This window comes from Allokutzneria albata (genome assembly GCF_900103775.1).
Classification (GTDB): Bacteria; Actinomycetota; Actinomycetes; order Mycobacteriales; family Pseudonocardiaceae; genus Allokutzneria; species Allokutzneria albata.
In genome coordinates, this window is record NZ_LT629701.1 from 5,181,957 (window position 1) to 5,207,653 (window position 25,697).

At 68.6% G+C, this 25,697-nt stretch carries 32 protein-coding genes and 1 pseudogene; 12 read left to right on the forward strand and 21 right to left on the reverse strand.

Annotated elements, in window-relative coordinates; all coding sequences use genetic code 11:
- Positions 1-108 precede the first annotated feature (108 nt).
- The 16 genes from BLT28_RS40385 to BLT28_RS23115 all read right to left on the reverse strand — a co-directional run bounded on the left by BLT28_RS40385 (position 109) and on the right by BLT28_RS23115 (position 14,698).
- Positions 109-264, reverse strand: coding sequence for a hypothetical protein (locus BLT28_RS40385; RefSeq protein ID WP_156051650.1), 156 nt, complete (start codon positions 262-264; stop codon positions 109-111).
- Positions 265-402: 138 nt separating this feature from the next.
- Positions 403-2,160, reverse strand: a complete 1,758-nt coding sequence (locus BLT28_RS23045) for a VWA domain-containing protein (RefSeq protein ID WP_030432678.1) — start codon at positions 2,158-2,160, stop codon at positions 403-405.
- A gap of 36 nt (positions 2,161-2,196) precedes the next feature.
- A complete protein-coding gene (locus BLT28_RS23050; RefSeq protein ID WP_030432677.1) occupies positions 2,197-3,387 on the reverse strand; it encodes an AAA family ATPase in 1,191 nt (396 codons plus the stop codon).
- A 1,224-nt stretch (positions 3,388-4,611) separates the two neighbouring features.
- The gene (locus tag BLT28_RS23055) at positions 4,612-6,660 is read right to left on the reverse strand and encodes a winged helix-turn-helix domain-containing protein (protein ID WP_162184924.1); all 2,049 of its coding nucleotides are present in this window, start codon (positions 6,658-6,660) and stop codon (positions 4,612-4,614) included.
- A gap of 106 nt (positions 6,661-6,766) precedes the next feature.
- Positions 6,767-7,183 (reverse strand): hypothetical protein, encoded by a 417-nt coding sequence (locus tag BLT28_RS23060; protein ID WP_030432675.1) that lies wholly within the window; start codon positions 7,181-7,183, stop codon positions 6,767-6,769.
- A gap of 44 nt (positions 7,184-7,227) precedes the next feature.
- A complete protein-coding gene (locus BLT28_RS23065; RefSeq protein WP_043813603.1) occupies positions 7,228-7,611 on the reverse strand; it encodes a hypothetical protein in 384 nt (127 codons plus the stop codon).
- Positions 7,608-8,123 carry a TadE/TadG family type IV pilus assembly protein gene (locus BLT28_RS23070; RefSeq protein WP_081900709.1) on the reverse strand — a complete coding sequence of 172 codons (516 nt, stop codon included), beginning with the start codon at positions 8,121-8,123 and terminating at the stop codon, positions 7,608-7,610. Before BLT28_RS23070 ends, BLT28_RS23065 begins: the two co-directional genes overlap by 4 nt.
- A gap of 35 nt (positions 8,124-8,158) precedes the next feature.
- Positions 8,159-8,614 carry a TadE family protein gene (locus BLT28_RS23075; RefSeq protein WP_052408007.1) on the reverse strand — a complete coding sequence of 152 codons (456 nt, stop codon included), beginning with the start codon at positions 8,612-8,614 and terminating at the stop codon, positions 8,159-8,161.
- 2 nt (positions 8,615-8,616) lie between these two features.
- Positions 8,617-8,808 (reverse strand): hypothetical protein, encoded by a 192-nt coding sequence (locus BLT28_RS23080; protein WP_043813602.1) that lies wholly within the window; start codon positions 8,806-8,808, stop codon positions 8,617-8,619.
- A gap of 32 nt (positions 8,809-8,840) precedes the next feature.
- The gene (locus tag BLT28_RS23085) at positions 8,841-9,701 is read right to left on the reverse strand and encodes a type II secretion system F family protein (RefSeq protein ID WP_052408006.1); all 861 of its coding nucleotides are present in this window, start codon (positions 9,699-9,701) and stop codon (positions 8,841-8,843) included.
- Positions 9,698-10,543 carry a type II secretion system F family protein gene (locus BLT28_RS23090; protein WP_231950389.1) on the reverse strand — a complete coding sequence of 282 codons (846 nt, stop codon included), beginning with the start codon at positions 10,541-10,543 and terminating at the stop codon, positions 9,698-9,700. Before BLT28_RS23090 ends, BLT28_RS23085 begins: the two co-directional genes overlap by 4 nt.
- Positions 10,540-11,916 carry a CpaF family protein gene (locus tag BLT28_RS23095; RefSeq protein ID WP_052408004.1) on the reverse strand — a complete coding sequence of 459 codons (1,377 nt, stop codon included), beginning with the start codon at positions 11,914-11,916 and terminating at the stop codon, positions 10,540-10,542. The genes BLT28_RS23090 and BLT28_RS23095 overlap by 4 nt, the downstream gene beginning before the upstream one ends.
- Entirely contained in the window at positions 11,913-12,725 is an 813-nt protein-coding gene (locus BLT28_RS23100; protein ID WP_052408003.1) for a P-loop NTPase family protein, read from the reverse strand. The genes BLT28_RS23095 and BLT28_RS23100 overlap by 4 nt, the downstream gene beginning before the upstream one ends.
- Positions 12,725-13,309, reverse strand: a complete 585-nt coding sequence (locus tag BLT28_RS23105) for an SAF domain-containing protein (protein WP_052408002.1) — start codon at positions 13,307-13,309, stop codon at positions 12,725-12,727. Before BLT28_RS23105 ends, BLT28_RS23100 begins: the two co-directional genes overlap by 1 nt.
- Before the next feature lie 196 nt (positions 13,310-13,505).
- Positions 13,506-14,345: a hypothetical protein gene (locus tag BLT28_RS41435; protein WP_030432665.1), complete on the reverse strand. Its 840-nt coding sequence runs from the start codon at positions 14,343-14,345 to the stop codon at positions 13,506-13,508.
- Entirely contained in the window at positions 14,339-14,698 is a 360-nt protein-coding gene (locus BLT28_RS23115) for a hypothetical protein (protein WP_156051644.1), read from the reverse strand. Before BLT28_RS23115 ends, BLT28_RS41435 begins: the two co-directional genes overlap by 7 nt.
- Positions 14,699-15,402: 704 nt before the next feature.
- Here BLT28_RS23115 and BLT28_RS23120 point away from each other — a divergent pair.
- Positions 15,403-15,804, forward strand: coding sequence for a hypothetical protein (locus BLT28_RS23120; RefSeq protein ID WP_156051642.1), 402 nt, complete (start codon positions 15,403-15,405; stop codon positions 15,802-15,804).
- Positions 15,805-15,893: 89 nt separating this feature from the next.
- On the opposite strand, the gene BLT28_RS23125 is transcribed toward BLT28_RS23120, so the two are convergent.
- Together BLT28_RS23125 and BLT28_RS42110 are read right to left on the reverse strand one after the other, a co-directional pair.
- Positions 15,894-16,094: a DUF397 domain-containing protein gene (locus BLT28_RS23125; RefSeq protein ID WP_081900708.1), complete on the reverse strand. Its 201-nt coding sequence runs from the start codon at positions 16,092-16,094 to the stop codon at positions 15,894-15,896.
- 19 nt (positions 16,095-16,113) lie between these two features.
- Positions 16,114-16,956, reverse strand: a pseudogene (locus tag BLT28_RS42110) (helix-turn-helix domain-containing protein).
- A 259-nt stretch (positions 16,957-17,215) separates the two neighbouring features.
- Here BLT28_RS42110 and BLT28_RS23140 point away from each other — a divergent pair.
- From BLT28_RS23140 to BLT28_RS41005, 11 genes are all read left to right on the forward strand, one after another.
- Positions 17,216-17,461, forward strand: coding sequence for a hypothetical protein (locus BLT28_RS23140; protein ID WP_030432661.1), 246 nt, complete (start codon positions 17,216-17,218; stop codon positions 17,459-17,461).
- A gap of 135 nt (positions 17,462-17,596) precedes the next feature.
- The gene (locus BLT28_RS40390) at positions 17,597-17,803 is read left to right on the forward strand and encodes a hypothetical protein (RefSeq protein WP_156051638.1); all 207 of its coding nucleotides are present in this window, start codon (positions 17,597-17,599) and stop codon (positions 17,801-17,803) included.
- Between the two features lie 595 nt (positions 17,804-18,398).
- Positions 18,399-19,277 (forward strand): hypothetical protein, encoded by an 879-nt coding sequence (locus BLT28_RS23145; protein WP_030432660.1) that lies wholly within the window; start codon positions 18,399-18,401, stop codon positions 19,275-19,277.
- Complete coding sequence (locus tag BLT28_RS23150) at positions 19,271-19,627, forward strand: RNA polymerase-binding protein RbpA (RefSeq protein WP_156051636.1); 357 nt, start codon at positions 19,271-19,273, stop codon at positions 19,625-19,627. Before BLT28_RS23145 ends, BLT28_RS23150 begins: the two co-directional genes overlap by 7 nt.
- Before the next feature lie 133 nt (positions 19,628-19,760).
- Complete coding sequence (locus tag BLT28_RS23155; RefSeq protein ID WP_156051634.1) at positions 19,761-20,162, forward strand: hypothetical protein; 402 nt, start codon at positions 19,761-19,763, stop codon at positions 20,160-20,162.
- Entirely contained in the window at positions 20,152-20,841 is a 690-nt protein-coding gene (locus BLT28_RS23160; RefSeq protein WP_156051632.1) for a hypothetical protein, read from the forward strand. Before BLT28_RS23155 ends, BLT28_RS23160 begins: the two co-directional genes overlap by 11 nt.
- A gap of 386 nt (positions 20,842-21,227) precedes the next feature.
- Positions 21,228-21,392 (forward strand): hypothetical protein, encoded by a 165-nt coding sequence (locus tag BLT28_RS40395; protein ID WP_157376104.1) that lies wholly within the window; start codon positions 21,228-21,230, stop codon positions 21,390-21,392.
- Positions 21,393-21,431: 39 nt separating this feature from the next.
- On the forward strand, positions 21,432-21,806 hold the full coding sequence (locus BLT28_RS23170) for a hypothetical protein (RefSeq protein WP_030432655.1): 375 nt from the start codon (positions 21,432-21,434) through the stop codon (positions 21,804-21,806).
- A gap of 5 nt (positions 21,807-21,811) precedes the next feature.
- The gene (locus BLT28_RS23175) at positions 21,812-22,075 is read left to right on the forward strand and encodes a hypothetical protein (protein WP_030432654.1); all 264 of its coding nucleotides are present in this window, start codon (positions 21,812-21,814) and stop codon (positions 22,073-22,075) included.
- A gap of 6 nt (positions 22,076-22,081) precedes the next feature.
- Positions 22,082-22,930 carry a DddA-like double-stranded DNA deaminase toxin gene (locus BLT28_RS23180; protein WP_052408000.1) on the forward strand — a complete coding sequence of 283 codons (849 nt, stop codon included), beginning with the start codon at positions 22,082-22,084 and terminating at the stop codon, positions 22,928-22,930.
- Complete coding sequence (locus BLT28_RS41005) at positions 22,927-23,364, forward strand: Imm1 family immunity protein (RefSeq protein WP_052407999.1); 438 nt, start codon at positions 22,927-22,929, stop codon at positions 23,362-23,364. Before BLT28_RS23180 ends, BLT28_RS41005 begins: the two co-directional genes overlap by 4 nt.
- Before the next feature lie 464 nt (positions 23,365-23,828).
- Here the strand turns inward: BLT28_RS41005 and BLT28_RS23190 are convergent, their stop codons facing one another.
- The 3 genes from BLT28_RS23190 to BLT28_RS23200 all read right to left on the reverse strand — a co-directional run bounded on the left by BLT28_RS23190 (position 23,829) and on the right by BLT28_RS23200 (position 25,227).
- Positions 23,829-24,164, reverse strand: a complete 336-nt coding sequence (locus BLT28_RS23190; protein WP_052407998.1) for a hypothetical protein — start codon at positions 24,162-24,164, stop codon at positions 23,829-23,831.
- Positions 24,161-24,799 carry a hypothetical protein gene (locus BLT28_RS23195; RefSeq protein WP_156051630.1) on the reverse strand — a complete coding sequence of 213 codons (639 nt, stop codon included), beginning with the start codon at positions 24,797-24,799 and terminating at the stop codon, positions 24,161-24,163. Before BLT28_RS23195 ends, BLT28_RS23190 begins: the two co-directional genes overlap by 4 nt.
- 80 nt (positions 24,800-24,879) lie before the next feature.
- A complete protein-coding gene (locus BLT28_RS23200; protein WP_030432649.1) occupies positions 24,880-25,227 on the reverse strand; it encodes a hypothetical protein in 348 nt (115 codons plus the stop codon).
- Positions 25,228-25,697: the final 470 nt, after the last annotated feature.

Here is a 25,697-nt window from a genome sequence, read left to right on the forward strand (position 1 = left end):
TGCGCCATCAACGCGAGGGAGCCTGGTCGTCGTTGTTGGTCATCGCGTTCTCCGTTGCCAGGTTGCGCCAAGGCTGTATTCGTTGTCCGGGAACGGTTACAGGCGTGGTCACCATGACCACCTGAGGGCGTCGGCGGCGCTGTCGGGGAGGCAGCAGCAGGAGTCGCCGGTGCTGATCCGCACTCCGGGCACCTCGTTGGGCAGGCTGCAGTCGCTGTCCTTGTCGCCGGGAGTGCACACGACGCGCCCGATGGTGTGGTCCATGAATTCGGCGCCCTCGGTGGCGATCCGGATGGGTGTGGCGGGGTCGTAGGCCGTGAGGGCGGCGATCAGGTCGCTACGGTCGTGATGCCGTTGTCGTGCACGGTGATCACCTCTCGGCGTGGCGCGTGTTGGTGGTGTTCAGCGGGTGGCGCGGAGTGCGGCGGTGGCGGCGCGGCCGATGGCTTGGGCGGTGGTGGTGGGGTCGGTCATCACGTGCACAGTGGTTCCGGTCAGCGGGTTGCGCCAGGGCACGTCCGGGGTGATCCACAGCACGGCGCATCCATTGGCCCGCAACCGGTCGAGGAGTTGTTGCCCGCGTTGGCGGGGTTCGGGGCGGAAGTCGCCGTCGGAGACGATGACCAGCAGCCGGGCGGCGCCGGGGCGGGAGAGGTCGAGTGCGCCGTCGAGGGCGTCGATGGCGGTGTCGACGGCTTCCCAGTTGTCGCGGGTGGCGAAGTCGGTCACGGTGGCGGGTGCGGTGCCGGGGTGGGTGATCGGGCGGACGTGGTGGCCGAAGATCACGGTGGCGGTGTCGGCGGGCACCGGGGTCTGCGCGGCGGCGGTGGCCAGAATCCACGCAGTGGAGGCGACCGGTTCCGCGAAGGCGTTCATGGACCCGGACACGTCGCAGGCAATGCCCAGCCGCAGCGGTGGGATGGGTACGGCGGCGCGAGTGGTGCGGGTGAATGGTTCGGCGGTCGGCATCGCCCCGGAGGCGAGTTGTGCCTGGCGTGCCAGCGCGCCGCGCATCCGCAGGCGTCCGGGTGGGATCGGCGAGGTCGTCTTGGTCGCGACCCGCTCACGTGCTCCGGCGGTGGTGAGCGCGCGCCCGAGCACCCGTGCGGCGGTCCGCTCACTGGTGGTGGGCGGGCGGGTACCGGTCGTTGCGGTGGGGCCCTTCCGCGAACCGCTGGGTGTGGAAAACACGGTGCGGGCGGTGTCGGCGGCGTTCTTCGCTGCGGCCTCGGCGGCGGCTTTCGCGCGGGCGGTGACCTCGGCGGGATCGTCCGGGAGCTTCGCTCGTGCCACCGCGCGTGCCACCTTGCGCAGGGTCTTGCCGATCGCGTCGGCCAGCGGGGACGGCGTCGGGGTGGCGGACGGGTCGGATGCGGCGGTCGGGTCTTCCAGGTGCGGCGGCACGGTGTCGGGGTCGGGCCCGATGATCTCGCACCATTGGCGGCCGAGGTCGAGCATGGCGTCGGTGTCGTCGTCGGCGACGCGGAATGCCTTGCGCCACAACGCCGGCAGCTTGCCGAGTGTCTCCGCGCCGAGCACCGCTTCCACGGCGAGGGCGACGGGGGCGGTTTCGGCGCGGGTGAGGATGCCGCCGTCGGTGCGCGCGAGGAACAGGGCTGCGGTACGGGCGGCATCGCGCGGGGTCATCGCCGGGGCGAGGGCGGGGTCGTTGAGGTTCAGGCCGTCGGTGACGATGGTTTTCACGCACGCGCGCAACCAGTGCCGGTCATCGGGGCGGCGGCGGATCTGCGCGCGTTCAATCCGGGGCTCTTCCAACAACAGCGCGGCCTCGACCGCGCCCGGGTCAGCGTCGGGCGGGGGCGGCACCCAGCGGGTGTGTTTGCTGTGTGCGCATTCGTGGGTCAGCGCGCCCCACATGGGGGCGTAGCGTGTGCGGTCGCTGATCCGGTGCGGTGTCGCGGTGGCGGGGTCAACCGGGTGCAGGTGGGTCCCGTCGATTTCGATCATCGCCATGGCGGGCAGGAAGCACGCCGGGGCACCGTGTCCGGCGCCGGGGGCGATGGTGACAAGGAGGTCGTCGCGGTCGGCGATGACCGGGACTTCGGCGGTCAGCGCGGCCGAGAGCGCGTCCCATCCGGGGGCAGCGGGGAATACGGCCGAACCGGTGGCGGTCGGATCGGCGATCATGTGCGCGGTCATCGCGGGTGTCCTTTCCAGACGGTCCGAGTGGGGGTGTTAGACGCGGGCGCCGAGTGCCAGCGGGGCAACGGTTTTACCGAAGGCGGTACGTACGGCGGTGGCCACGATGTCGCGGTCTTCTTCCGGGGCGGTGCCGATCAGGTTTCCGGCGGCGGCGTCGACACCCAACACATCGGAGATCTTCTGAAACGCCAACAGTTCCCGCAGTTGCGGCGCCCACCGAACCTCGCCACTGGCCTGCCGGGTGGACAGGTTGCGTGCCACCGCCACGGCCCGTTTGTCGATCTTGAGTTGCGCGGCGAGGTCGTAGTCGGTGGAGACTTGGATTTGCACGGAAAACCGTGATGCCAACGCATCCGAGAGCACCGCGCCGTGCACACCGGGGTTGTGTCCGGCGACCACGTAGAACCCGGGGGCGGCGTCGATCACCTCACCGCCGTTGGCTTTGATCAGGATTTGGCGGCGGCCGTCCATCGCCGGGTAGACCACGGCGAGCACGGTCGGCGGGATGAGCGTGGCGTCGTCGATGAACAGGGTCCGGCCTTCGCGCATCGCGCGCACGAGCGGGCCGTGCACGAACACAAACTTCCCGTCCGGGGTTTGGGTGTACTCGCCCACGATGTCGGCAACCGTGGTGTCCCCGTCGCCCTGAACCGTGACCAGGTCACCGAAAGCGGCCTCGACGACCGAGGTTTTCCCGGTCCCGGGTGGCCCGTACAGCAGGGCGGCGACCCCGGCGTCGCGCAACCGCCGCAACGCGGTCACGTCCGGCATCCCCGACAACATCCGGGGGTGGTAGGTCATCCCGTTCGGCCGTGTCACCGGACCGGACGCCACCGCCGCACCGGGCGCGGGCGCTGCCGGGGCGGGCACGCCGCGCGGACTCGTGCGGCGACGGGACCGGGGCACGCCCACCGCCGCCGGGGCGGGGGTGATGGTGGCGGCGGCAACCGTCGCAGTGGTCGCGGTCGCCCGGTACATCAACGGCGCGGCCGACACGACGCGGGCCGCCCCCATGCCCGCGAGCACGGTCAGCGCGTTGCCGACCGCACCCGACGACCGCCCGCCCAACAGGGCGGCGATGGTGCGCGGGGTCAAGTCCGTGCCCGCGTTGTCGGCCAATACCCGCGCAACCATGGCGCGGAGTTCGCCGTTGCGTAGCCGGTGCGCCGACCCGCCCGCCGGGGCGGCGGGCGTGGCGGTGGCGGGCGTGGTCGGGGTGGTCATCGCGGGTTCCTTTCGATCAAGCCGGTCCGGTGCCGGGTCAGGCGATCGCGGTGTCGTCGGGGGTGTTCTGGTGGGTTTCGGCGGCGGCGTCGGCCGTTTCCTGACAACGGTGCCCGTGGTCGCCCTACTCGCAATCGCAGTAGGCGGTAACTGTGCCGTTGTTTTCGGTGATGGTGTCGGCGTAGCACATGGTCGACTTCTATTTCTGGACAAGGCTCACGCCGGACGTGGCATTCGCTATGACCTCCGACTTTCCGGTGAACAACCCAAATATAACTCGACCACGCCGCGCGCACAATCGGAATCAGGGTGTTTTTCAAGACTCTTTTCTCAATGAGATGACATTAGCCGTCGCAATGAAACCCCATGAATGCAAACCCAAACCCCACGACACGCGCCGGCAACAATTCCGGCACGGCAACACTGCGAAAAATATAAAACAACCATAAAGAAGGGCGTACGGTCGGGGATGTGGGGGGCCAGGCGAGGTGAGCACCCTCAACTGCCGCGGCGGACGCGACCGCACCCGCCCCGATGTGTTCCTCCGCTTGCGGGCAAGCGAGTCTGGGCTACCAGCTGATCCACCCATAGCGCGCTGGCCAGCGGCGATGCGAGGGGCACGGGGTGGTTGTCTAAGGTGATCCTCCGTCTGATCCCCAACCTGATCCCCTGTGTGAACCCCTGACGGCAGGGGCCGTCGGCACCGTCGCCTCTCCCGACAGTGCGGCCCCTCACGTCCTGTCTTCGACAGTGCGCGACGCGTACACCAGCCCCAGTCTGCGGCCTCGCTCGCTTGGCCGAGGGACTCGCAGCGTCGGATTGACGGCGCGTTTCGCGCGCACGGGAAGAGTCCGTGACGGCATGGCAATCCGAAAGTCCTCAAGTGTTGTTCGGCCTACCGCCTCTCCGACTGAGAGGCGGGTACGAGTCTTTTCGATCGGCCTCGCCAGCGCCGCTGTGCGACGAGCGAGGACATCTTGGGAGGCAGTGCTGGTTGACGTGACTCCGAACGCTTGAACGTGCACGCCACGTCGGACCATAGCATCCGGAGACGAGCGCCGAAAAAGACAGCAGAAGGACAATCTTCTGTACTTGCGAAGGCTTTGCGCATGGCCGCAGGCGACTTCAGGCGCGCGCGCCAGATTCCTAGCGAGAACGCTGCGGCGGCCGAGAGCGCGGTGTGCAGCGGTCTCGACGGCGCCAGCGGGCATGAGCGTGCTGTCTTCACCGCGTCGGGCCGCGGCCATGCTCGCCTCTGGCGGCTGGTCCTGCGGGCACGGTCGCGATGTCGCGGTGGCTCAAGCGCAGAGCGAGTTCACGCGCCTGCGGGCTGGGTGCTTCGTCGATCTCGGCGAGGCGGGTGGTCAGCAGGGTCAGCGTCCGGGGGATGGCGTCGGCCTGACCGAGGTTGGCTTGCAGGCGCATGATGTCGCGGTAGAGCAACTCGTTGTAGGGGTCGAACGCGCGGGCGATCTCCAGCAGGTCAAGCGTCTGCTGCGGATCGGAATCGACCAGGGCCCGTGCCAGCGCAGCCACCGCGTCCAGGGCATCGCGGCGGACCGCTTCGCGTACCGGCTCGATCCACGCGCCCGTCATACCCTCGGCCACCGGTCCGCCGTAGCTGTTCACCACCTCCCGGTACGCCTTCACCCGCGCCTGCTCACTGGGGGCGGCACGGCGCGCGGACACCGCGGTGGCGAACCGCCAGTAGTCGACGCGGACCTTCGCCGGGTCAAGCCGGTAGCGGCCGTTGTCGACCACAGCGATCTCGGCGACCGCCCCGTCCGTCGCCGCGGCCAGGGCGTGGCGCAGTCGCGCCAGCGCGGTGTGCAACGCGTTAGTCGGGCGAGCTGGTGGGTCTTGTCCCCACAAGGCTGACACCAGCGCCTCGCGAGTGGTGCCGTCGGGATGCATTGCCAACAACACCAGCAGTTCCCGCGTCTTGGGCTGCAGCGCCCCGGTGATCTCGTGCCGCTGCCCCTCGGTCTCGGTGCGGCTTGGCGCGGGGTGCCAGTGCACGCGTGGTGTCCCGAGCACGGTGATGGTGATCTCCCCCGGTGCAGGATCGAGGTCATCGAACGCGCGGGCCGCTGATGAGGTTGTGGCTGCGGTCGCAGTGGATTCCCTTCCCGGGACCGCTTCGGTGGTGCCATCGGGCTCACGGGGGAATTCGGTGTCGGTGACGGAAGTCCCCGTGGTACTCCGCTGGCACGGGACGGTTGACGGTGTCGGGCTCGTCTCGGTGACTTCCAGGTCGGTGGCGCAGGCCGATGTGGCTTGGCCGTCTCCGGTGGCAAGAAATGTGCGGGGAGCAGCCGAGGGTGTGACGCTGCGGGTGAGCCGTGCGGGCCGCTGCTCGGTCTGAGGCGGCTGGTGGTGACGAGTTGCGGCACGCAGCCGGTACACCGTGGGCGCGGTGGGGATGTCGACGTGCTCGCGGCAGCTAGTTCGCGTGCGCTTGCGCTGGTGGCGGCGCAGGAGGAGCAGCACGCCGCTGAGGATGGCGGCGATGCCGGCGGTGAGGATGCCGGCGGTGTTGGTGTTCTCCGTGGAGGTCTCGCGGTCGACGGCCTGTGCGGGAGCCGGAGTTCCGGGTGGTGTGGATGAGCGTGGGCTCGATGGCTCGGGCGGTGTGGGATGGCTCGGTGGTTGTGGTGGTGGAGGCGGGCTTGGTGGTGCTGGCGCGACGGGGCCCGTGCCGCGGTAGGTGATCGTCCATCCGGGACGGATCTTGTGCGGGTTGGTGAGGGTTCTGCCGTCGGATTGCGTGATTCCTGTGTTCTGCGCGAACAGGATCGGCCACGCGGTGCCGTCACCGAGGAGGCGTTCGCTGATCCGCCACAGGCTGTCGCCGCGCCGGACGCGTTCACTGGCCATCGGCGGTGGTGCCGGGCGGCCGGGCGAGAGCGCGATCGGCTCGCGCCGAAGGTCCGTGGTGTGCTCGACTACGGTCGGCATGGTTGTGGCAGTGGCGACGCGTTGGGTGAGCAGGGAGAGCACGAGGCTGCCGACGAGCATGGTCGCCCCGCGCCGAACAGGCCCTCGGCGAGGGCGTCGGAGTGTGCGATCGCAGGCGAACTGGAGCGCGCACACCGCGATCTCGGTGGTGAACCACGCCCACAGCAGCCAGCAGGCGCAGGCGAGGCCGTTCAAGATCAGGGCCTGACTGGGTGGTGTGGTCAGGGCGAACACGATGACCTCGCCGGTGGGCCACTGCTCCGGTAGCGGCCAGCCGACGGCGTGCACGAGCGCGATCGGCAACCCGACCACCACCGTGGCAAGCACAAGCAGGGCCCCCAGACGCCGGGTTGCGCGCAGCAGGGGCCCGTCGTGGTGGAATTGGGTGTTCATGGTGTGCCGCCGGGGGTTCGAGTGCGGGTCATCTCGCCTCCATGGGGGTGGGAGCGGGCGTGTCCGCGGTCCCCGGTGTTGTGGCATCGCGAGGGCGCGGTGGTGTTGGTTCTGCTGCTGTTGCTCGCCGGGTGGTGTTCTTCGTCCCCGTCGCGCCGCCGGCGGTCTTTCTGCGCTTGGTGCGGGCGGTCGGGCGCATGTCGCGCCAGCGCGTGAGGTCTGCGACCGGGATGTCGGTGAACCGCGCCAGTTCGTCGATCGCGATGTCCTCGCTGGCGTTCGTGAGGATCTCGCCGAGCTGGCGTTCGACGTCCTCCAGGTGCTGGGCGACCGCGGTGCGGCGTTGGGCCAACTCGAAGATCTGCTTTGCTGCCTCGGCTCTCCGTGTACTGCGTGAGGCGTCACTGTCGGCGACGCGTCGCTGGACTTCTTCTGGTGTTGTCATGGCGACGGTTCCTTTCCTCGGCTCGGATGCGGCGATGTGGGTGTTCAGGGTGTGCTGCTTGGGGTTCGGGGTTGGGCGGTTGCGGTGGCGGTGACGGTCAGCTCGGTGATGCCGAGCAGCCGCAGTAGCTGGGTGGGGCGGGTGATCGTGACGATGACCGTCACCGTGGTGCTTGTGGCGCTCGCCGTGCCGGTACGGCTTGCCTCGCGCAGGAATTCCCGCGCGGCAGCTGCGGAGGCGCGGGGTGAGAGGCGCACGGTGCCGGTGGAGCGGAGGTGGTCGAGGTCAAGTTCCTGGGCGCCGGTGCGAGCGGCTTCGCGGGCAAGGCCGAGGGCGTCGATCTTGGCGGCCAGGGCGTGGCCGCCGTCGAGCACGAGGCCGGCGGCGGCAAGGATCGTGGTGGTCAGCACGACCAAGAACGCGGTCACGGCCGGTCTCCGCCCGTGGTGGCCCTGTAGCGATCCAGCGGTGAACTCGCGTGGCTGGTGAGCCCGATGCGGCCGGGGATGCTGAGGGAGGTGAGGTCGGCGACGTCGACGGGGCAGGTGAGTGTGACGGTGATCGCCCCACCGGGACGGAAGCCGGTGGTGTCCACGGTGACCGTGCTCCCCCGGCACCGCAGGCGACTGTCGGAGAGCGCTCGATCGGCGACGGCGCGGGCGGCGGTGTGTGCGTCGGGGGCGGTGCGGGCGAGGCTGCCCGCGCGGGCGGCCTGGTGCGCGGCGTCGGCTAGCAGCATCCGTGCGTCGACGACGCGGCCGCACAGCACGAGGAACAGCACTAGCAGCACGGCCAGCGGAGCGAGCAGCACCAGCTCGACCGACGCCGACCCGGTGTCCTCGGCCAGCCATCGCCGCAGGACGCTCGGCGACCGTTGCGTGACGGCCACGTCGACAAGAGCGGGTGTCAGCCCTTGTCGCGCGGTGCTCCGCGATCGCATGTGGCCTGCTGGTGGTCGGGGTTGCCGCGGCGTGGTCATGGCTGTGTCCCGGGCGAGGCGGTGAGGCGTTGGACGGGCCCGGCGGCTTCGGCGCGCACGGGCAGGCGCAGGCCGGGCAGGATGTTGGTCGCGGTGCCGGACACGCGCACCACGACCTCCCGCTGCCCGCGGGTGAGAGCAACGCGGCTGGCGCGCAGCGGCCCGGCGCCGAGCTGGTCGAGCACGCGCTGCGCGGCGGCCTCGCCGTGGCTCGCCGTGGCGTCGACGACGCGGGCGGCGGCGAGCCCGGTGGTCGCGGCGGCGCGGGCGATGTGGGTGGCGTGCGCCCACACCGCGATCTGGAAGGCCAGGGTGACCATGAGCATCACCAGCGGCGCGGCGATCACCAGCTCCACGGTGGCGCTGCCGTTCTCTTCCCGCAGGAGCCGCCGCAGCCGCCCCCACCGATCAGTCCTCTGTGGACTGTTTGGGGTGGTGTCGTGGGTGTTCATGGCTAGAGGGTGATTCCGCGTGCTTTGGCCGTGATTTTGGCGGCGATGATCGCCATTATGGCGATCGCCGTGATCGCCAACGCGGCGATGACGATGACGGCCTCGGTGGAATAGCCGTCGTCTTCGGTGCGCAGTCGACGCCAGAGCACGCGCAGGTGCAGCAGCACCAGCTCCCATTCACTGAACATGATCACGTCTTCTTTCTGTTGGCGGGCAAAGGAGTTGCTCAGATGCCTCCCAGGACCACGGCGAGGGCGGGGTAGCCGAGGAAGAGCAGGAACCCGGCGCACAGCAGCACGGTGGGCAGGGCCATGCGTTCGGTGGCCACCGCGGCGGCGGCCTCGGTGTCGGCGGCCTGGCGCTCGCGCAGCGAGGCGGTCTTGGCGGTCAGGCTTTCCCGGACGCGGGCGCCTTCGGTGCCGGCGAGGCTGAGCACCGCGCCGACCTCCCGCAGCGCCGGGACACCGAGATCAGACCCAAGCTGGGCGAGTGCGGACCAGGGGTTGGTGCGCGTTATGCGGGCGGTGGCCAACGTGGCGCGGATGCGGGTGAAGGCGGTGGTGTCGCTGATGGTGGCGGCGTCGGTGAGCGCGCTTTCGACTCCGGCTCCGGCGGCGAGCAGAATCCGCGCCATCGACAGATACCCGGCCACCGCGTGGTCGAGTTCGGCGCGCAACCGCTGGGCGCGGCGGGCGAGCGCGAGATCCGGGACGACGAACCCGGCCACCGCACCGAACAGTCCGACCAGCACAGCTATCTCCCACCCCGGTCCGGTGTCGAGCAAGGCGAGGGCGACGCAGGCGAGCACGGGGAGGACGAGCCCGGCTCCGGTAGCAAGTAGCTGCGTCTGAACGTGCCGGTCGATCGCGGTCTCGGTCAGCGCGAGGTCCCCGCGCACCCGTGTGCTCGGCAACCCGAACGCCGCGAACACCCGCACCCGCCGAGCCACCGGTGTTTCGATGAGTTGTTCGGGGGTGTGCAGGCGGTGCAGGACGGTGGCCAGCGACGGCCGCGCGGGGCGTGCCCAGACGAGCAGAGCCCACAGGCCAAGCCCCAGCCCCGCTCCCAACGCCACCATCACGATCACGACGACCGCCCTCCCGGCTGGGTGATGAGCAGGCGTGGGGGTTCCTCCACACGGGACAGTCGCATCAACCACGCCATCGCCCCGGCGAACACGGCACCGACGAGGCTGAGGACAAGTTGTCCGGTCGTGGTGTCGTAGGGGGCGAGGAAGTCGCGGTTGAACACCACCATGCCGGTGGCGAACAGGATCGTGGTGGAGGCGATGACGCGGACGCTGGTCCTCGTGCGGGCCCGGGCGGTGTCGATGCGGATCCGCAGCCGTGCCTGCACGCTCGCCTCAGCGGCGAGCTCGCCCAGCAGTGGCGCGAGAGTGCGGGCCTGGCGGGAGGCGGCGAGTACCAGGACGGCGATCACGACGTCGGCGGTCGAGTCGGCAAGCTCATCAGCGAGCTGGCGCAGCGCGGGCACCAGCGGACCACCGGCGGACAGGGTGCCGGCGAGCGTGGTGACCTCGGCCCGGATGGCCTCAGGCGCGGTGGTAGTGGTGGCGCGCAGCGCCTGCTCCAGCCCAGCCGCGGCGGCCAGGACATCGCGCAGCTGCGCGGTCCACGCAGCGATCGCCTCGATCCGATCGACTCTCGTCCGCAGATCGCCTGTCGCGCGCGCGATCCAGGGCGCGCCGAGCACCCCCACCGCGGCGAGCAGCCCGGCCACCGGCCATCCCGTCACCACGCCGACGAGCAGCCCGGCGACCAGCGCGACGGCCCACCACCGTCGCTCGCCACCGAACAACCGGAGCCGGGCACGGGGTGGTCGCGGGATGCGTCGGGCACCCGCGATCGCGAGCAGGGCGCCGGTGCCGATGCCCGCGCCGACCAGGACGCCGGTCAGCAGCGGCGTCACGGTGACCACCCCGACGAGGACGCGAGGGCAGGGTTGTAGCCGTAGTCGCACAGCTGCTCGACCGTGCGCTCACGCAACGGCGCCGCGGGCACGGCGCGGCGATCGGGTCCAGGGGCCCAGATCTCATTCGAGATGACCTGGGCGCCGTCGACGCCGGTGACCTCGCGGATCGAGGACACCACCCGCGCACTGGGCTGGCCGCGAGGGGAATCCAGGTGCACCACCATGTCCACCCCGGCGGCGATCAGCGCCGCGGTCGCCTCGAACGGCAGGCGCTCAGCCTGGGCGGCGTAGGCGGCGAGCTTGAGGAACACCCCGTCACTGGCGGAGGCGTGCACGGTGGACAGGGACCCGTCGGTGCCCATGCTCATCGCCGCCAGCATCGGGATCACCTCCGCGCCGCGGACCTCGCCGACAAGCACGCGGTCCGGGGACATCCGCAGCGACTGCCACACCAACTCCGCCGCCGACACCGCGCCCACGCCTTCGACGTTGGGTTCGCGGGCTTGCAGCGCAACACGATCCGGATGCCGGGCATCGTCATCGAGGCGGAGCTCGGCGACGTCCTCGACGGTGATCAGCCGTTCCCACACCGGGATCTCCGCCGCCAACGCCCGCAACAACGTGGTCTTACCGGCGGCCGCGGCACCGGAGATCACGATGTTCTTGCGTGCTCGGACCATCGCGCCGAGCAAGTTCTCCAAGGCGACGGTGATCGTGCCGTTCGCGCGCAGCTGGGCAAGGCTCACGTGGCGCAGCCGGTGACGGCGGATCGACAACGACGGCCGCGCGGTCACCGCCATCACCGCCGACAACCGCGCGCCGTCCGCCAGCACGAGGTTGACGATCGGCGCGGCCCGATCGAAGCGCCGCTCCTCCACCCCAGAGCGCGCGGCGAGCTCGCGAATCAGCTCCACCAGCTCGCCGTCGGTGGCCACGACCGGGGCCAGGCGGGCGCGGCGGCCGTCGTGGTAGCGCACGAACACCCGGTCGCAGCCGGTGATGTTGATGTTCTCGATCGCCTCATCGGCCAGCAGCGGCTCCAGCCCACCCAACCCCAGCAGGTCATCGAGCACCCCGACCAGCACCCGCTGCTCGATCTCGTGGTCCAGCAACACTCCACCCCGACCCAGCTCACTGCACGCCTGGGCGTCCGCGACGCGCCGCCCGAGCTGTTCGGCCAGCACGCGCCGCTCCTGCGCGGTCAGCGGCGGGCGTCCGGCGGCTTCATCCGCCGCGACCCGCTCGGCCAACCCGGCGGTGATCTCCGTGCGCAACCGCTGCCGTAGCCGCGCGCGTGCCTCGGCATCGCCGGGCGAACGGTGCGGAAGATCCGCCGGGCCGGGCAAGCGCTGCTGCTCGGAGGCGGTCATGACCGCAGCCCGAACGCCAGCTCGACGTCCCCACACGCTCCCTGCAGGGGCGCGTGCAGCGGTCCCGTGGCCGTGGTGGTGCGGAGGCGGTGCTGGTGGTGCCGGTACAGCAGGTTCGCCAGGCGGGCCGCCGCGTGCCCGAGCGCGGACCGCGACGGCGCCTGGTGTGCGCGGGAGGGCCGGTAGAGGGCGGCGGCTCCGCGCGCATCCCAGGGGAGGCGGCCCATGACCGCGATCCCCAACGCGGCGGCGACCTCGGCCTCGCTGTGGCCCGGTCCGGCGAGCACGAACGCCGGTTGCGGGGTCAGCCCGGCGATCATCGGCAGCGCGTCGAGCGCGTGGGCAAGATCGGCGTCCTGGGCCCGCGCCACCAGCACCACCGCGTCCGCGACCCGGACCAACGGCAACACCACGGACTCGGCATCCAGGCGCCCACAATCCACAATCACCGCTGGCCCTCCCGGACCGGCGGCGTGACGCAGCAGCATCGGCTGCGCGGCGAGCACGGACAGGGCCGCACGCGCCTGCCTCGCACCCACCGGGCCGACGACCGCCAGTATCCCTGAGGGCAGGGCCCGGGTGTGGGTGAGCAGCAGCGAGCCGTACCCGGGATCGCTGTGGGAGCGGGCGTGGGCGGCCAGGCTCACCAGTCCTGGCTCCCCCAGTCCGCACCGCGCGGCGAGATCCCCGCCCGCAGGATCGGCTTCCACCACCACCGCGCCGTCGCGGGTCGGCCAGCAAACGGCGAAGGCCAGCGCGGTGGTCGTCACCCCGGGCGAGCCCTTCACCGACGCGATCGCCAGCAACATCACCGACCACCCCCGTGGGCCAGGTGCACCACGCTGAGCTGGCCGACCGGCACCGCGGCGACCGCGCGGGCCTCCCGTTCCGCCAGCAGCAGCGACAACACGGTCTTGTCGCCCTCGCGGGCGTTGACGTCCACCACGACCGCCGTCCACGCCGAACCCGGCATCGACGGAGCTGTCCCGGACACAGTCGAAGCGGTCGGCGACGACGTCGGGCTGGCCTGGACGGCGACACGGGCGCCGCGCGCCAGCGACGGGGGCCACTGCCCCGGCGACACCACGACCGCCACCACCGCCCGCCCGGCGGGCGGGGACTGTGCCGCGCCGAGCAGGCCTCGGGTCAGCAGCGTGCCCGCCGGGACCGCGTACGCCACTGCCTGCCCCACCACGGTTCCGCTCGCGGCGGCGGGCACGGCATCCAGGCCAGTATCGACAGCGATCCCGACAGTCGTCAGATCCTCTCGCGCCAGCACGCTCCCGGCGTCGACCGGACGGGCAAGCACGAGCACCGTCTCCCGCGCGCCCCACTGCGCCGCGACCAGAGCACCCGCGCCCGCGCACACCGTCACCAGCAACAGCGCGGCCACCAGATGCGGAACACTCCGCCTTGGCACTCCAGAACTCGTGGCGCCCCAACTCTTTCCCGCCGGGGCACCGGAGGGTGGGACGGGACTGTGAGCGATCACCTCTGACCTCCTCCAGGCACAGCGCTACCCGCGACGCGTCACCAACGCGCCGACGACACTCACGAAAGTTGTTGTGCTACAGGGAAAACAGGGGGCGCTAGACGGTGGCCAGCGCCTGAACCTCCACCACTCGCGCGCTCGCGCGGCCGGTCATCGTCAACTCCGGCAGCACTCCCGCTTGCCCCGCGCCGGCCCAGGTCACGCGCCAGCGCACCGTCGCGGTCACCGCGAACACCCCGCCGCGCTGCCCGGTCGACGGGAACCGGAACACGTGCCCGCAGTCAGGCGAGGCCGCACCCGGGGCCCCGCCCGGCACGTACGGGGTCCCGGGCCCGCTACACGACACCGTCGTGCCGTCGCCCATCGACCACGACACCAACACCGGGGTCGCGGTCGCGGTCACCGACACCCCCGGCACCGCAACGGTTTCCGACACCGAACGCCAACCCGCGCGCTCCAGCCACAACCACGACGGCAACCCCACCAGATGCCGCAGCCCCGGGCTCATCACCACCCGAGGCGCCGGGAGCCGAAGCCGTCCCCGAGCCTCGCGCGCCACCTCCTCCGGCGACGGCGGAGCAGGCGCGCCCGGGCCGAGCACCACGAACTCCGGCCGCTCCCCCGGACAGCTCTTCAAGTAATGCCGGTGCCCAGCGGGCGCGTGCCGCGTTGCTCCGCCCTTCGCGCCGAGCAACGCTTCGAACGCGGCGCCGTCAACGATCTCGTAGTAGGTGCACGCCGACCTCGTCGCGCCCTCCACCTTCAGACGCTCCCGAGCGGCGTTCGGGCTCGGACGCGTCCCGGCGGCGAGATCGCAGCCACCCGTGGCTTGCTCGCACACCGCGCTCCCCCACCCGCGCCCCGCCGACGCCGGGCCCGCGGCGGCGAGCACCAACACTGACGCGAACACCACCGTGGACAGTCCCCGGGTCAGCATGTTCCCGCCGCCCTCAACCGGAAATCGGTCACCAGCCACACGCCGTCACGCAGCACAACCGACGCCTCGATCCGGTGCCGCCCACCCACATCCGCCGGATCAGCCAGTTCACCGGTGGAGTTGCGCTTCACCCAGTTCGAGTCATCACCGCAATCGGAGATCCTCACCTCGGTTGGCGCATCGGCGGGTTCCGCGCGGGTGACTGTCGGCGAGATCGTCGGACGCCCCTTCGACGTGACGCCCTTGCGGTGATCATCGAGCAGCGACGCGAGAATCTGCTCCAGCGCGTGGTCCGCGGCGAACCTCTTCAGCCCTGGCGACGCCGCGTCCGAGGTCTCCGCCGCCACCGCCATCGCCTCCCACATCCCCGCATACGCCGCCAGCGCATCCCGACGAGCGACCTCGCCCGGAGAAGGCGTACTCGTCGGCCGGCTCTGCGGCGAAGCAGGAGCACCTGGCGGCGGAGCCAGCGGAGCCGAGGCGCAACCCACCACGGTCAGCGCGACCGCAGCCGTCCGCACCGAGCACTTCGCGGCAATCCACACACGATGCGATGCCATGGCCTCAACCCCCGCAAACGCGATTCCATTCGTTGCCAAACCTGTATAACGCGGACTCTTCAACGCGCCGCAACAGGAGAATGGACGCGCATTTCCGCGCGTACGACAAAATCAGGCGAACACCTACATCCACGCCTACCCAGGCGCTGAACTGCGCGTTCTCGGCAGCGTCGACCTCATCCGAATGAGCGAGAAACACACGTGCGCCCACCGACAGGCGTTGACGACAACGATCCCGCCGGATTCCACTCACCTAGCCCAGAAGGGACACGACCGGCCTGCCCCGAGGGGGAGAAATGAACTCACAACAACCGCGATCCCTGACACGCGTCGCCGTGGGCGTGGTGCTGACACTCGTGGCCGGGTGCAGCTCGGAACCCGAGCCGCCGACGGTAACCACGCGAACCAGCTCGCTCACCTCCAGCCCGCTCGCCCCGACCCAGCTCCGCCCGGTCCCAGCATCACCGAGCTCCCCCAACCCCAGCGCGGAGCACGCCGTGCAGCAGGCTGTGCAAGCCTATTCGTTGATGTGGCAGGACTTCGCGCAAGCAGCGGCCACCTCCGACCACCACTCTTCGCTGCTAGCCCAGCACGCCAGCGACCAAGCCCTCCGCGAACTCCGCGGCATGCTGTTCACCAACTCCATCCAAGGCGTCTTCGTCCTCGGCCGCCCCGCCGTCACACCGAGACTGCTCGCGGTACGCGTACCCGAACTGCCCATCGAAGTCCTGCTGACCGACTGCCACGACGACGACGCCTGGCCCCGCTACGCCTTCGGCGGTGGCACGGCGCCCAAACCACGCTCTTCGGGGCGACGCCACATCAACGCCACCGTCCGCGTCGAACGCGACACCTGGCGCGTCACTGGCCTCGTCCTCGCCGAACCAGGCACTTGCTAGGCGAGGGCGTTGTGCCCGTTCGTTGTGTTCCGACAGAGCCGGGACACCGGAAAGCGGGGTCGCCGAAGCGACCCCGCTTCAAGGCACGTCTACACGGGGTCCGATGTCTGGCTCCTGAGGAAGTTCAGAAACCGCGCCATCTGAACGGCGGTGAACTTCAGGTAGGAACCATCCGGCATCTTGCTGTCTCGCAGAAACCGCCAGTCGTCCCGACATGCCATCTCGACACAGTCGTTGGAAGGGCTTCGGCTGCTCTTACGCCACAGCAACCCTTCCGTTTCACTTGCCATCCCGCACCTCCTGATGCCGTCAGAGTTCAGCTCCAACGGTAGCCAGCCACTTGCGGGTGGCCGAGGGCGAGAGCGCTTGTTCACTTACGATCTTGAACACATTCGCGTAGACCTCAACGAGGCGCGGATCTTCGAGCCACGTGACCTCCGCCAACGACTCCAGGAAGACGACGTTGTTCTTTGGGTCGAGCTGTTCCAGGAGCACGAAGTTGAACCCGGACGCTGCATGGATTCCCACCTCGAACGGAACGACCTGGATGGTCACATGGTCAAGCTTGCTCAACTCGACCATGCGACTTAGCTGTTCCGCCATCAGCTCGGTGTTACCAGCAAGGCGCCGGATGACGGCCTCACTCATGACGAAATGCAAACGCTGGTTGCCCGCGAGTTGACGACGCTACCGAGCCAAGCGAGCTTCCCTGAGGGAGTCGTAGTCCGGAGGCTGGTGGATAGGGTTGATCTCGATCACCTGACGTGCCACACGCTCTGTTTGCAGCAACCCTGGAACCAGCTCGGTGTTGTAGCTTCGGAACGCCTCTGCCGACATCTCACGGTGAAGCAGGCGCGAGAACTTCTCCGGCTGGGCGCCAGGTGCCACCTTCGGACGGCGTCGCGCTGCTACGTGACTTAGGTTCTCGATCTCTTCGCGAATCGCTGCTTCGGCACCCAGGTAGTCGAGCAGCTTCATGACCTCGTCTGGGCTGATGCCACGGGAGCCGGACAGGATTCGGCTGATCTTCGACGGCTCGCAGCGAAGTACGCCAGCAAGATCGGCTTGCGTCGTGCCATGTGCTTGACGAGCCACGCCGAGCAGCCCTCGAAGCCGTCGCGCAAGTTCGTCCTTCGCCTGTGCGGGGTTCATCCACGCTCCTTCCAGCGCCCACAGTCTGCACGCAAGTAGCCAGTCAGTGTTTCGCCCGATCGGGGGCGCGCACAACTGGAATGTTCCGGTTATGGTGGTCACCCATAACTGGAAAGTTTCCAGTTATGGGAATAACCCGCCCCGCCGCAGGTCGTCAGAGTTCAACCCGCCGGCGGCGGGGCGGGCCGAAGTTTCAGCGGCTCGCTCGTGGCCCTATCCGGGCGGGCCGCTGGTCCGCCGCGCAGTCCAGGGAGCATCCATGGAGCAGCAGCCAGAAAGCATGCTTGTGACGTTGGCCGCATCCGGCTTGCCATGGCGTTTCCGCGCCTTCCGCGGCCCTGAAGTCATCGACGACGGCTGCCTCACCACGTCGTCGCGACATGCACGGACGGACGTTGTGGTCGCGATGCCACCGGGCAGCTACTTCACGCCGAAGCGGTTGCGAGACAAGGAAGTTGCCAGCGTCCTCAGGGGGATCCTGATGTCCATAGAGGACAGACGATGAACCCCGAGGCGGTGTTCTCTTTGGGCTTGGACATCGTTTTGTGGCTTACGGTGATCGCCGCCGCCGGACCGTTCGTTGGCATGTTAGTTGCAGCTGGACTGTCCTGGCTGTGTGCCGAGATCCGGAGGCTCTTCGATGTATGAGCTGATCGGCTACGTGCAGGGCGGTGCGCTCAATTTGAGCATGTACGTCAACGTGCTCGCGGTGCTGTGGCGGCATTTCACGCGGACAACGCTCGAGCCGTGCCCCGGCTCATGCGGGTGGTGCCAGGCTGCCGATGGCATCTGGTTGTGGATCTCCATAGGACGCGTTCGCGGATACGGCGATGGAGATGAACGGTGAACCCGCACTTGTGGACCGCTGTGATCCTGCTTCCGGTGTTGCTCGGTGGCGGGTATGTAGCGGCGGCGGTGGCCGTTGAGCCCAGCGGTTTGAGCTTGCGCGAATGGCTCGTGGGATGGCGGGTACGGCGCACGAGTCGAGCTACTCGTGCCTTGTGGGAGCGGGCGATGGGCCCGGCGGCATCGGGTGTCGGGGGATACCCGCGCCGCGCACGGGAAGCGGCGCCAGCGGATCGCCCTTACGTGGCAACGGACAGCCGCTGCACCGCTGCAAGTCGCGGGAGGCGGAGCTTCCACAGTCACCGCCTCCCGCACCCCCGCCCAGCCGAGCGAGGAGAACGGCGACCCCATGGTCTACACCGGCTGCGTTGAACGGCTTCCGACGATGCCCGGCCGCTTGACCGGCGACCTCCTTACCCAGCCAGAAAACCAGACCACCGGCCGCGGGGACTTCCCGCACCCTCCCTCCCCTGCGGCCGGACATGAGAGGGGCTGCGGGCGGCTCCACCCGCCGAACTGCCCGCAGCCCCTCGCCCCAAGGACTCAACTTTTTCCTTCTATTGCGAAGAAATCGAGTTGTCATGACTCCCTATCCTGTGGTCCTCGGCGAGAAGATCGACGTGTCCGAGGTTGCGATCCCGGAGCGCGATCCCTTTGTTTTGCCGTCGTTTCCGCCGACCTGGCTGGTCGCCGAGAACGAGCGCACGCAGCTGGAGAAGTTGGTCGTGGATGCCGTGCGTGCGGGGGCGAGCCCGTTTCTGCTGTACCGGGCGACGAGGTGGCCGCGAGAGGAGATCGACAAGATCCTGACGCGCTGGGGCGTGACGTTCGAGGATGGGATGCGAGGACTGCAAGCGCTGGTGTCATACCACGTCGGTGACCTGGTGTGGCACAACATCGAGGCTCGGGGGCGGCCGGTCCACAAGGTGTGCGAGGACATGGGGCTGTCGTTGCTTGAACTGCGACGCCACTACGCTTTCGCTCTCCAGCGCTTGCGGGTAAGAACCTTTGCGGTGCAGCCCCTGCACGACCACGACTTGGTTCTGTGGAGCGAGCCTTGGAATGGGTCTGCGGAGGCCGTGGATGTCCCTGATAACGATCCGTTCATCGGCCTGCCGGACCTGCACCCCGCCGAGATGACCGCTCAGGAACTGGAGGAGTTGGCCACGGACGTGGTCCAGGCGTTCCAGGCGGGCGAGCGCATCGACTACATCTCCCGCCGCACTCAACTGCCACGGGAGATGGTCCACAACTATCTCCGCGACGCTGGGCTGTCCCCGGAGGCCACACAGCCCACGAGTCTGCTCCGGTGGATCGCCCTGATGGTCATCGAGAGGATGACCCGCGAACACCTCGCAGGAGAGGGCGTGCGCGTCCTGGCTCGGCGGTACCGGATGACTGTCGACGACGTCATCACGCACGTCGGCATGGCCGCCCACGACGTGATCAACTACGACACGGAGGACGCGTGGTGACCCGCATCCGCAACGGCAACGCGCATATGCGCGGCGCTAAGGGCCATCGAGTGAGCTACGAACGACTGCTACCCGAGCATGCACCCACGGTGATGCGCATGTTCCGGTGCCCCAAGGGAAGTCACGAGTTCGCGGTGACCTTCTCAGGTGAGGCGACCGAGCTGCCCGAGGTGTGGGAGTGCAGCCAGCATGGCGTGCAGTCCGTGGTCGTGACCGCGCCTGACGCCGCTCCACAGGCGGCACGGGCGCGTACCCACTGGCACATGCTCATTGAGCGACGTTCCATCCCGGAACTGGACGCACTACTCGCTGAACGCCTAGAGCTACTGCGACAGGGGCGCCCCTACTGATGTCCCATCCCCGAACAGGTCTAACTGATCAGAGTGTCCGGGAGATGTTGCTGCACAAGAAGAACAAGCGAGGAGATGACGTCCGCTCGGCTTCCATTCTCCCCGTGGATCATCCGAGACAGAGGGAGGATCGTTGGAGGGCAAGGGCAACGACAGCGCCCGTCACTGCGCGATGCTCTGCGATGACGCCGGGGAAGCACTGGATCAGGCTGTGCTTGTCCTGGGTCGGTTGACATTGTGGGCGCGGGTCCACCCTGCCGAACTACCACCGCGTCTGCTGACTGCGGCAGTGCGGCTCGGCAATGACATGAGCGATCTGCTCGCCGAGTTGTACGAGTTCACCGAGGACACACAGTGCCGCATCGAGCTGCCCCAGTCCTCGGCGACCATCCTCGCGTTCCCGAGAAGAAGCAGGAACAGCCCGAAGCTCGTGTCCTCTCTCGCGCGTGCAGAGCGTGGCACCGAGAAGCAGGATGAGGGCTCGTCGTCTCCGGAATGTGCCGAGCAGGAAGGGAAAGCAGACGATGAACGGTAAGACCGGACTTGGTCGGGTGCGGCTTCCCTATGCGCCGGATGACGACATCGCGGCGGAGGAGCTCATGGGTCTCGAGTTGCGCTCGCCGCTGATCGACCGCTGGCGAGCCATGATCACCGACGAGTACGTGCTTCAGACCTACCGGGTGTTGAAATCGATCGACCGCACCGTCAGCAACACCTTCGCACACCGCAACGCCGAGGTTCGCTGTGTTCGAGCGGATTTCCAGGCAGGGCGAATCACCGACGAACAGCGCGCCGCAGCCGTGGAGGAGTACGAGAGCTGGAAGTGCGCGGCGTTGGTGTTTCAGGCGCGGGTCAAGCTGCGTCTTCGCCAGGTCCGGCATCGCGTCCGCCAGCTCAACGGCGATGCCGCTTTCGACGCTGTCCGCGACACCCTGCTGCGCCTAGCCGTAGCCGTGGCCGAGCACCAGGAAACGGTGAAACGGCATGACGCGACCGGCGCCGACCGGCTCTTGTGGGTGCGGCTGACGACACTGACCATGCCAGCGTGGCACGACGAGGAGGCCGAGCGGATTCCGTTGGCCGAAGCGCTCCGGCAGCACCGCGCTCTTCTCTACCCGGACACCACCGCTTCCGCGGACACAGCAACGCCTTCCTCGGGTGCTCACTCGCTGCGACCGTGCTTTTCCGGCTCCGGACAAGGACCGGATGAGTGAAGCCAACTCCGGAGAGCGCACCGAGCCAGGCGACCAAGCGCGTCACCCCGTCACCTCCAGCCCGGCCACAGCGGAGGCGCTGAAGCGGGTGCAGGAACATGACGGCGTCACCTTGACCGAAGCCGTGCGACGCCTAGTGACGCTCGGGAGCTTCCTCCACACTGTGGTCACATTCGAGGGAAAGTCCCCTCGCGGTCCTCCGACGCGACGAACGGGTCGCCCACACGAATGTTCTTCTCAGCTGACCCTGTCGATGACTGCCGGAACACCGCAGGAGCCGCATGCCTTACTCGCCGTACGACCCTCACAGTCCGGAGGGTGCCGACGTCCCCCTGCGCAGGCCGCACCCGATCCGTGATCGTCGACTCATCGACCTCGAATCATCGATGATCATCCCGAGCCTGAGCGGACACCACGACAAGGACGAGCTGCGCCTGCTCGTACACGAAGCCCAACTAGCGCTCTCCTCGGTGGCGGCCATGCTCCAGGCCATCACACGAGCTGTGGACAAGCACTCGTGCACGACCTGCGAGTACACCGACCGCCCCTGAAATCAAGCGATGCCAACGACGTCAAGGAGAACCCGCGCCGTGGCCGATTACGTCGAGCTGTACTTCGGCTCGCCCGAGAACACCGACACCACGATCGCGACACTAGGCGAACTCCTCCGCGTGCACTTCGAGCCTTCCGTCGCGTGGTATGCCGACTTCGAGGCGCACAGGTGGCGGCGCCACTACGACCTGACCATCGGCGTCGAAGAAGACCAAGACGACGTCTGCTGCGACATGCCGTTCACCCAGATGCCGTTCATCTTGATCCTGCGCCATGAGTACCATCGCGTTTCCAGAGTGAACGCCGCACTCAAGAGGTACGGGCAGCGCCTCCTGCACGACTTGCACGAGCGGGGTTACGGCCCCCTGCGCCTGATTTACGCCACCACCCAGATCCTTGCGAAGGCGGGCTGACCGTCATGGGCGCGTCTGTGGACGCTGTGAAGGCGTTGCTCGTCCTGCTCGCCGAGCGCGGCGAGCAGGCAGCCGGACAAGCCGATGCCATCCACACGTCCCGCAGTTCGACATTGAAGGCGATGACGGCGACGTGGCAGGGCTCGCGGCACGAGGCCGCCTCCACTTCCCGCGCTCACCTCGCTGACGCGGTCGCCGATCTCGATGAGCTGCGAGGGCAACTGCACCGCGTGGTCGATCGGCTGCGTGACGCCGCCGCGGGGATGTGAGCCGGAATGCCGTCCTACTTCGCCGAGGTCGCCACCCGGCTACTGCAATCCCGTGACCAGCTCGCCCCGGACGAACTGCGGGGGCTGGCCGAGCAGATCCGAGACGAGATCTGGGAGCCGCTCGGGCATGTCGCCGAAGGCAGTTCCAGCGACGCCTTACAGGAGGCGCTCGGGCTGCTCTCCTCGATCATGACCGCGCTCGACGAGACCGCCGCCAAGCTCGACCTCGCGGCGGAGAAGGTCATCGACTACCTCGCCGACACCTACACGGTGGCCGCCGACCGTGGACTGGCCACCACGGTGCCGGACTGGACATCCGCGCCGGAGAGCCGGTCGGTGCCGCACCCATCGACGCTGCCGCCGGAGGCGATGCCCGCCTCGCACGACCTGAATTGGGCACAAGGACAGCAAACCAAGCTCGAAGACAGGCCGAACAACAAAGGACCGACCACCGGCCTGGTGTTCTTCGGCAACGACACCACTACCGAACGCGTGATCACCAGCGGCGCACCTCCGTCTCCGACACCCGGAACACCGGACAGTGTCGAGGATCGAGCCGATCGCGAGCTGATCGCGGCGGCGACGTTGATCCTGGCGAACTCCATCCGTCTGCGCCTGCGGATTCCGGGAGCGGTTCCCGCTGTCCGGGACCACGTCGAGGTGAAGGTCGCGACGGTGATGCGCCAGCGGGGCATCACCTACGCCTCGGTGGTCATCAACAACCGCAAGGTCTGCGAGGACGAGTTCGGGTGCATCAACGCGGTCCCGGCGATCCTGCCGCACGGCTATACCCTCGTCGTCTGGCCACGCGGTGCCACCAAGCCCGTCATCCTCAAAGGAAAGGCCCAACCGTGATAGTCAGCGCGATCATCGGCAACGAGTTCCGCTACGCCCACACCGCCGACGAAATCGACGCGCTGATCGACGAGGCATTCAGCGGCCACTTCTCCTACGCCGTCAGCAGGTTCTACCTCTCCGACCGGCCCTGCTCCAACGGCGACGAGGACGGAAACGGCCACCACTACCCCGGCCACGCGCTCGGCCTGGGCACCAGCGACGACGGCCAGTTCGCTGCCTTGCACTTCTACGCCACCGGCGTCCTCGTGCAGTCCCTGAACGAACCTCCCCTCCCGGATGCGCCCGCGGTCATCTACAACACCGAATCCGACCTGTACTTCCCGGCCAACGCCGTCATCGACCAAGGGACAGCCCGGATCGCCGTCGTCGAGTACTGCCGCACCGGCACCCAACCCTCCTCCGTCGACTGGCAGCCGTGCGAAATCATCTGAACGGTCCGGCGTGAAACCGTTGCTGGACGCCGGAGAGCTCCCTTCCCGTTCGGGCTGGAAGGGAGCTCTCCGCGGCACCTTGCCATCTCGAACCGCCCTTCGAGCCAGCCCATGCGCGGCACGACCGCCTTGAGCCGCTGCTCGATGACGAGAAACTCCTGGTAGGTGGGCTGCTTCGGCATGAAGTCGTGGCAAGCCGCCCACGGTCAACGGCATCGGGGCCACCATCGCGTTGAGCGCCATCCACCCGACAGCACCGGCCGCGACACCCTCGAGTACCGGTCGACATGGCACACCGCCGAGGCGAGGCCACCAACCCGGGAAGGACGTGGGCCGGGCCGTAGCCGATGGACACCTCGATAGTGATCGCCCCCTCCGACACCACCATGGCCAGCAGGGAAACCGTCGCCGACCGGCGAGCACACGCTGAGCTGATCAACGCGCGCCCGTTGACGTTGATGGAACTACCGGGGGACGTCTTCTGGGGCCGTGAACCACGCGATGTCGCCGATGTCGAGTTGGCCCCCCTGAACCGCCAACTGCTCAGCCTCGTTCTCGATCCGCGCGGCCGACTCCTCCGCGCTGGTCGGCCACGGCTGGAAGCCGTTGTCGAGGTCGCCGGGAATCATGGCCCTGTCTCGAACGAGCCGTGCGGCGGCAGCAGCGCCCTGCAAGAGCAACGTGGTTGCGTCCGTGCCCTCGTCGGCGTTCTCGTGGAAGTAGGCGACGATATCGAGTAGCGACATCCAGTCGTGCTCGAAGGACGCAGCTACGTATTCCTTCAGGTCAGCATCACTCACTGTGTGTGGTCCTGTTCCTTGTGATCCACATGCACCTTCAGAGTCTTCTTCGGGACCTTGAAGGTCGTCGTCTGCTCGCCCGGGACCGCGAAGTCCAATGTGGGGTCATTATCTCCGCCGCTCCGGCTGTGCGTGCGGTACGCGATCGTGGTGCCGTCCGGGAAGCGGTAGAACTGGCCGTCATAGCGGGGCTTGTCCTCCAGCACGGCCCCGACCTTCAATGCGTTGAACACCTCGTGCAGTTCGGCGTAGGAGTCCAACAGGCGGATGTTCATCCGCTTTCTCCCCTCTGCGGCGCGGCCGATGTCCGCGCCACCGGTGAGGACATGCTCGGTCGCGGTCTTACCCCTCCATCTCCCCATCGCCGGGGCAGCTGTCACCGCGACCGGTCGCACAGGCTCGGAGGCCCCCGCGGACGCGACGGCGACTGTTCCGGCTCCTCGTGCGCCTATCCGGTTTGCGAAGGCGGTCAGAGCCGTGCTGAGCGTTCCGGCGTACTTGGCGACGTTTTCGATCGTGGACGCAGTGTCGGTCAGCACGCCGACCGCGCCCGCGTGGGTCTCCGGCTTGCTCCCGTCCAGCGCGATCGCCAAGCCGTCCCGAGCGTCGGCCGCCAGCTCGTGTGCTGTGAGCACGTGCGTGCGGGCCGCCTGCAGCGTGCTGGCGGTCGCGCGGATGCGGTCTCCGACTTCCCCCTGAGACATCCCCGGTCAGCTCAGCTCTTGCACGCGGTGTCGCCGCGCATCGTGTTCGCCCGCGCGATCGAGCTGTCGGTAGCGGTGCGCGCCGTGACCCACACCAGGTCCGGCACTGTCGGCTTCGCCACCGTGAAGGGGATGTCGCAGATCTTCACCGCCGTGGCCTTGTCCGTCTTCGCCAGGCTGGTGACGACGAGGACGGCGCGGCCCTCCAGACGCGCGGAGGTCACGCTCGTCTTCCACGGCGCGGACGCCAAGCCCGCGGTGAACCGGTCGGCGAACGCCGTTCCCTCATCGGAGGACGCGGCTGCTGTCTCCGTGCTGCCGTTCGGAGCCTGAGCGGTGCACACGGACACGACGAACACGGCTCCGATGACGGCGGCGACGAAACGGCCAGCTCGCCCCCTCGAAGTAGCGGCTTGGCACACAGAAATCCCCCTCGCCAAACGTGCTTCCCGGTATCCATCGTCAAGTGATGAACCGCAGTTCCGCGGCGGCGGAGTGCACCGTTTAGGCAAACGCAAACCCCTCACCTGATCATGGGCAGCTGAAGGTAACCGTCGCTGTTTCCGCCCGAGCCGGGGCGAGAGCAGCATCCCACATGATCGAACACATGTTCGAAGTTGTCCCCATGGTTATCCCCAGCTGGGGATAACATGCCCTCGCATCGCCCGGAGGAGGTTCAGGCGACACGAGCCGCTGTGGGGGCCACCGTCGCCTCGTAGCCCCGGCAGCGCGCGTGTTCAGGCAGCCGCCCGAGCCCGTCCCCGAGACGAGTAGCCGCGCCGCCACTCCGTCGAGTGCACTCCCTGAACTGCGCCTTCTGCGTTCATCG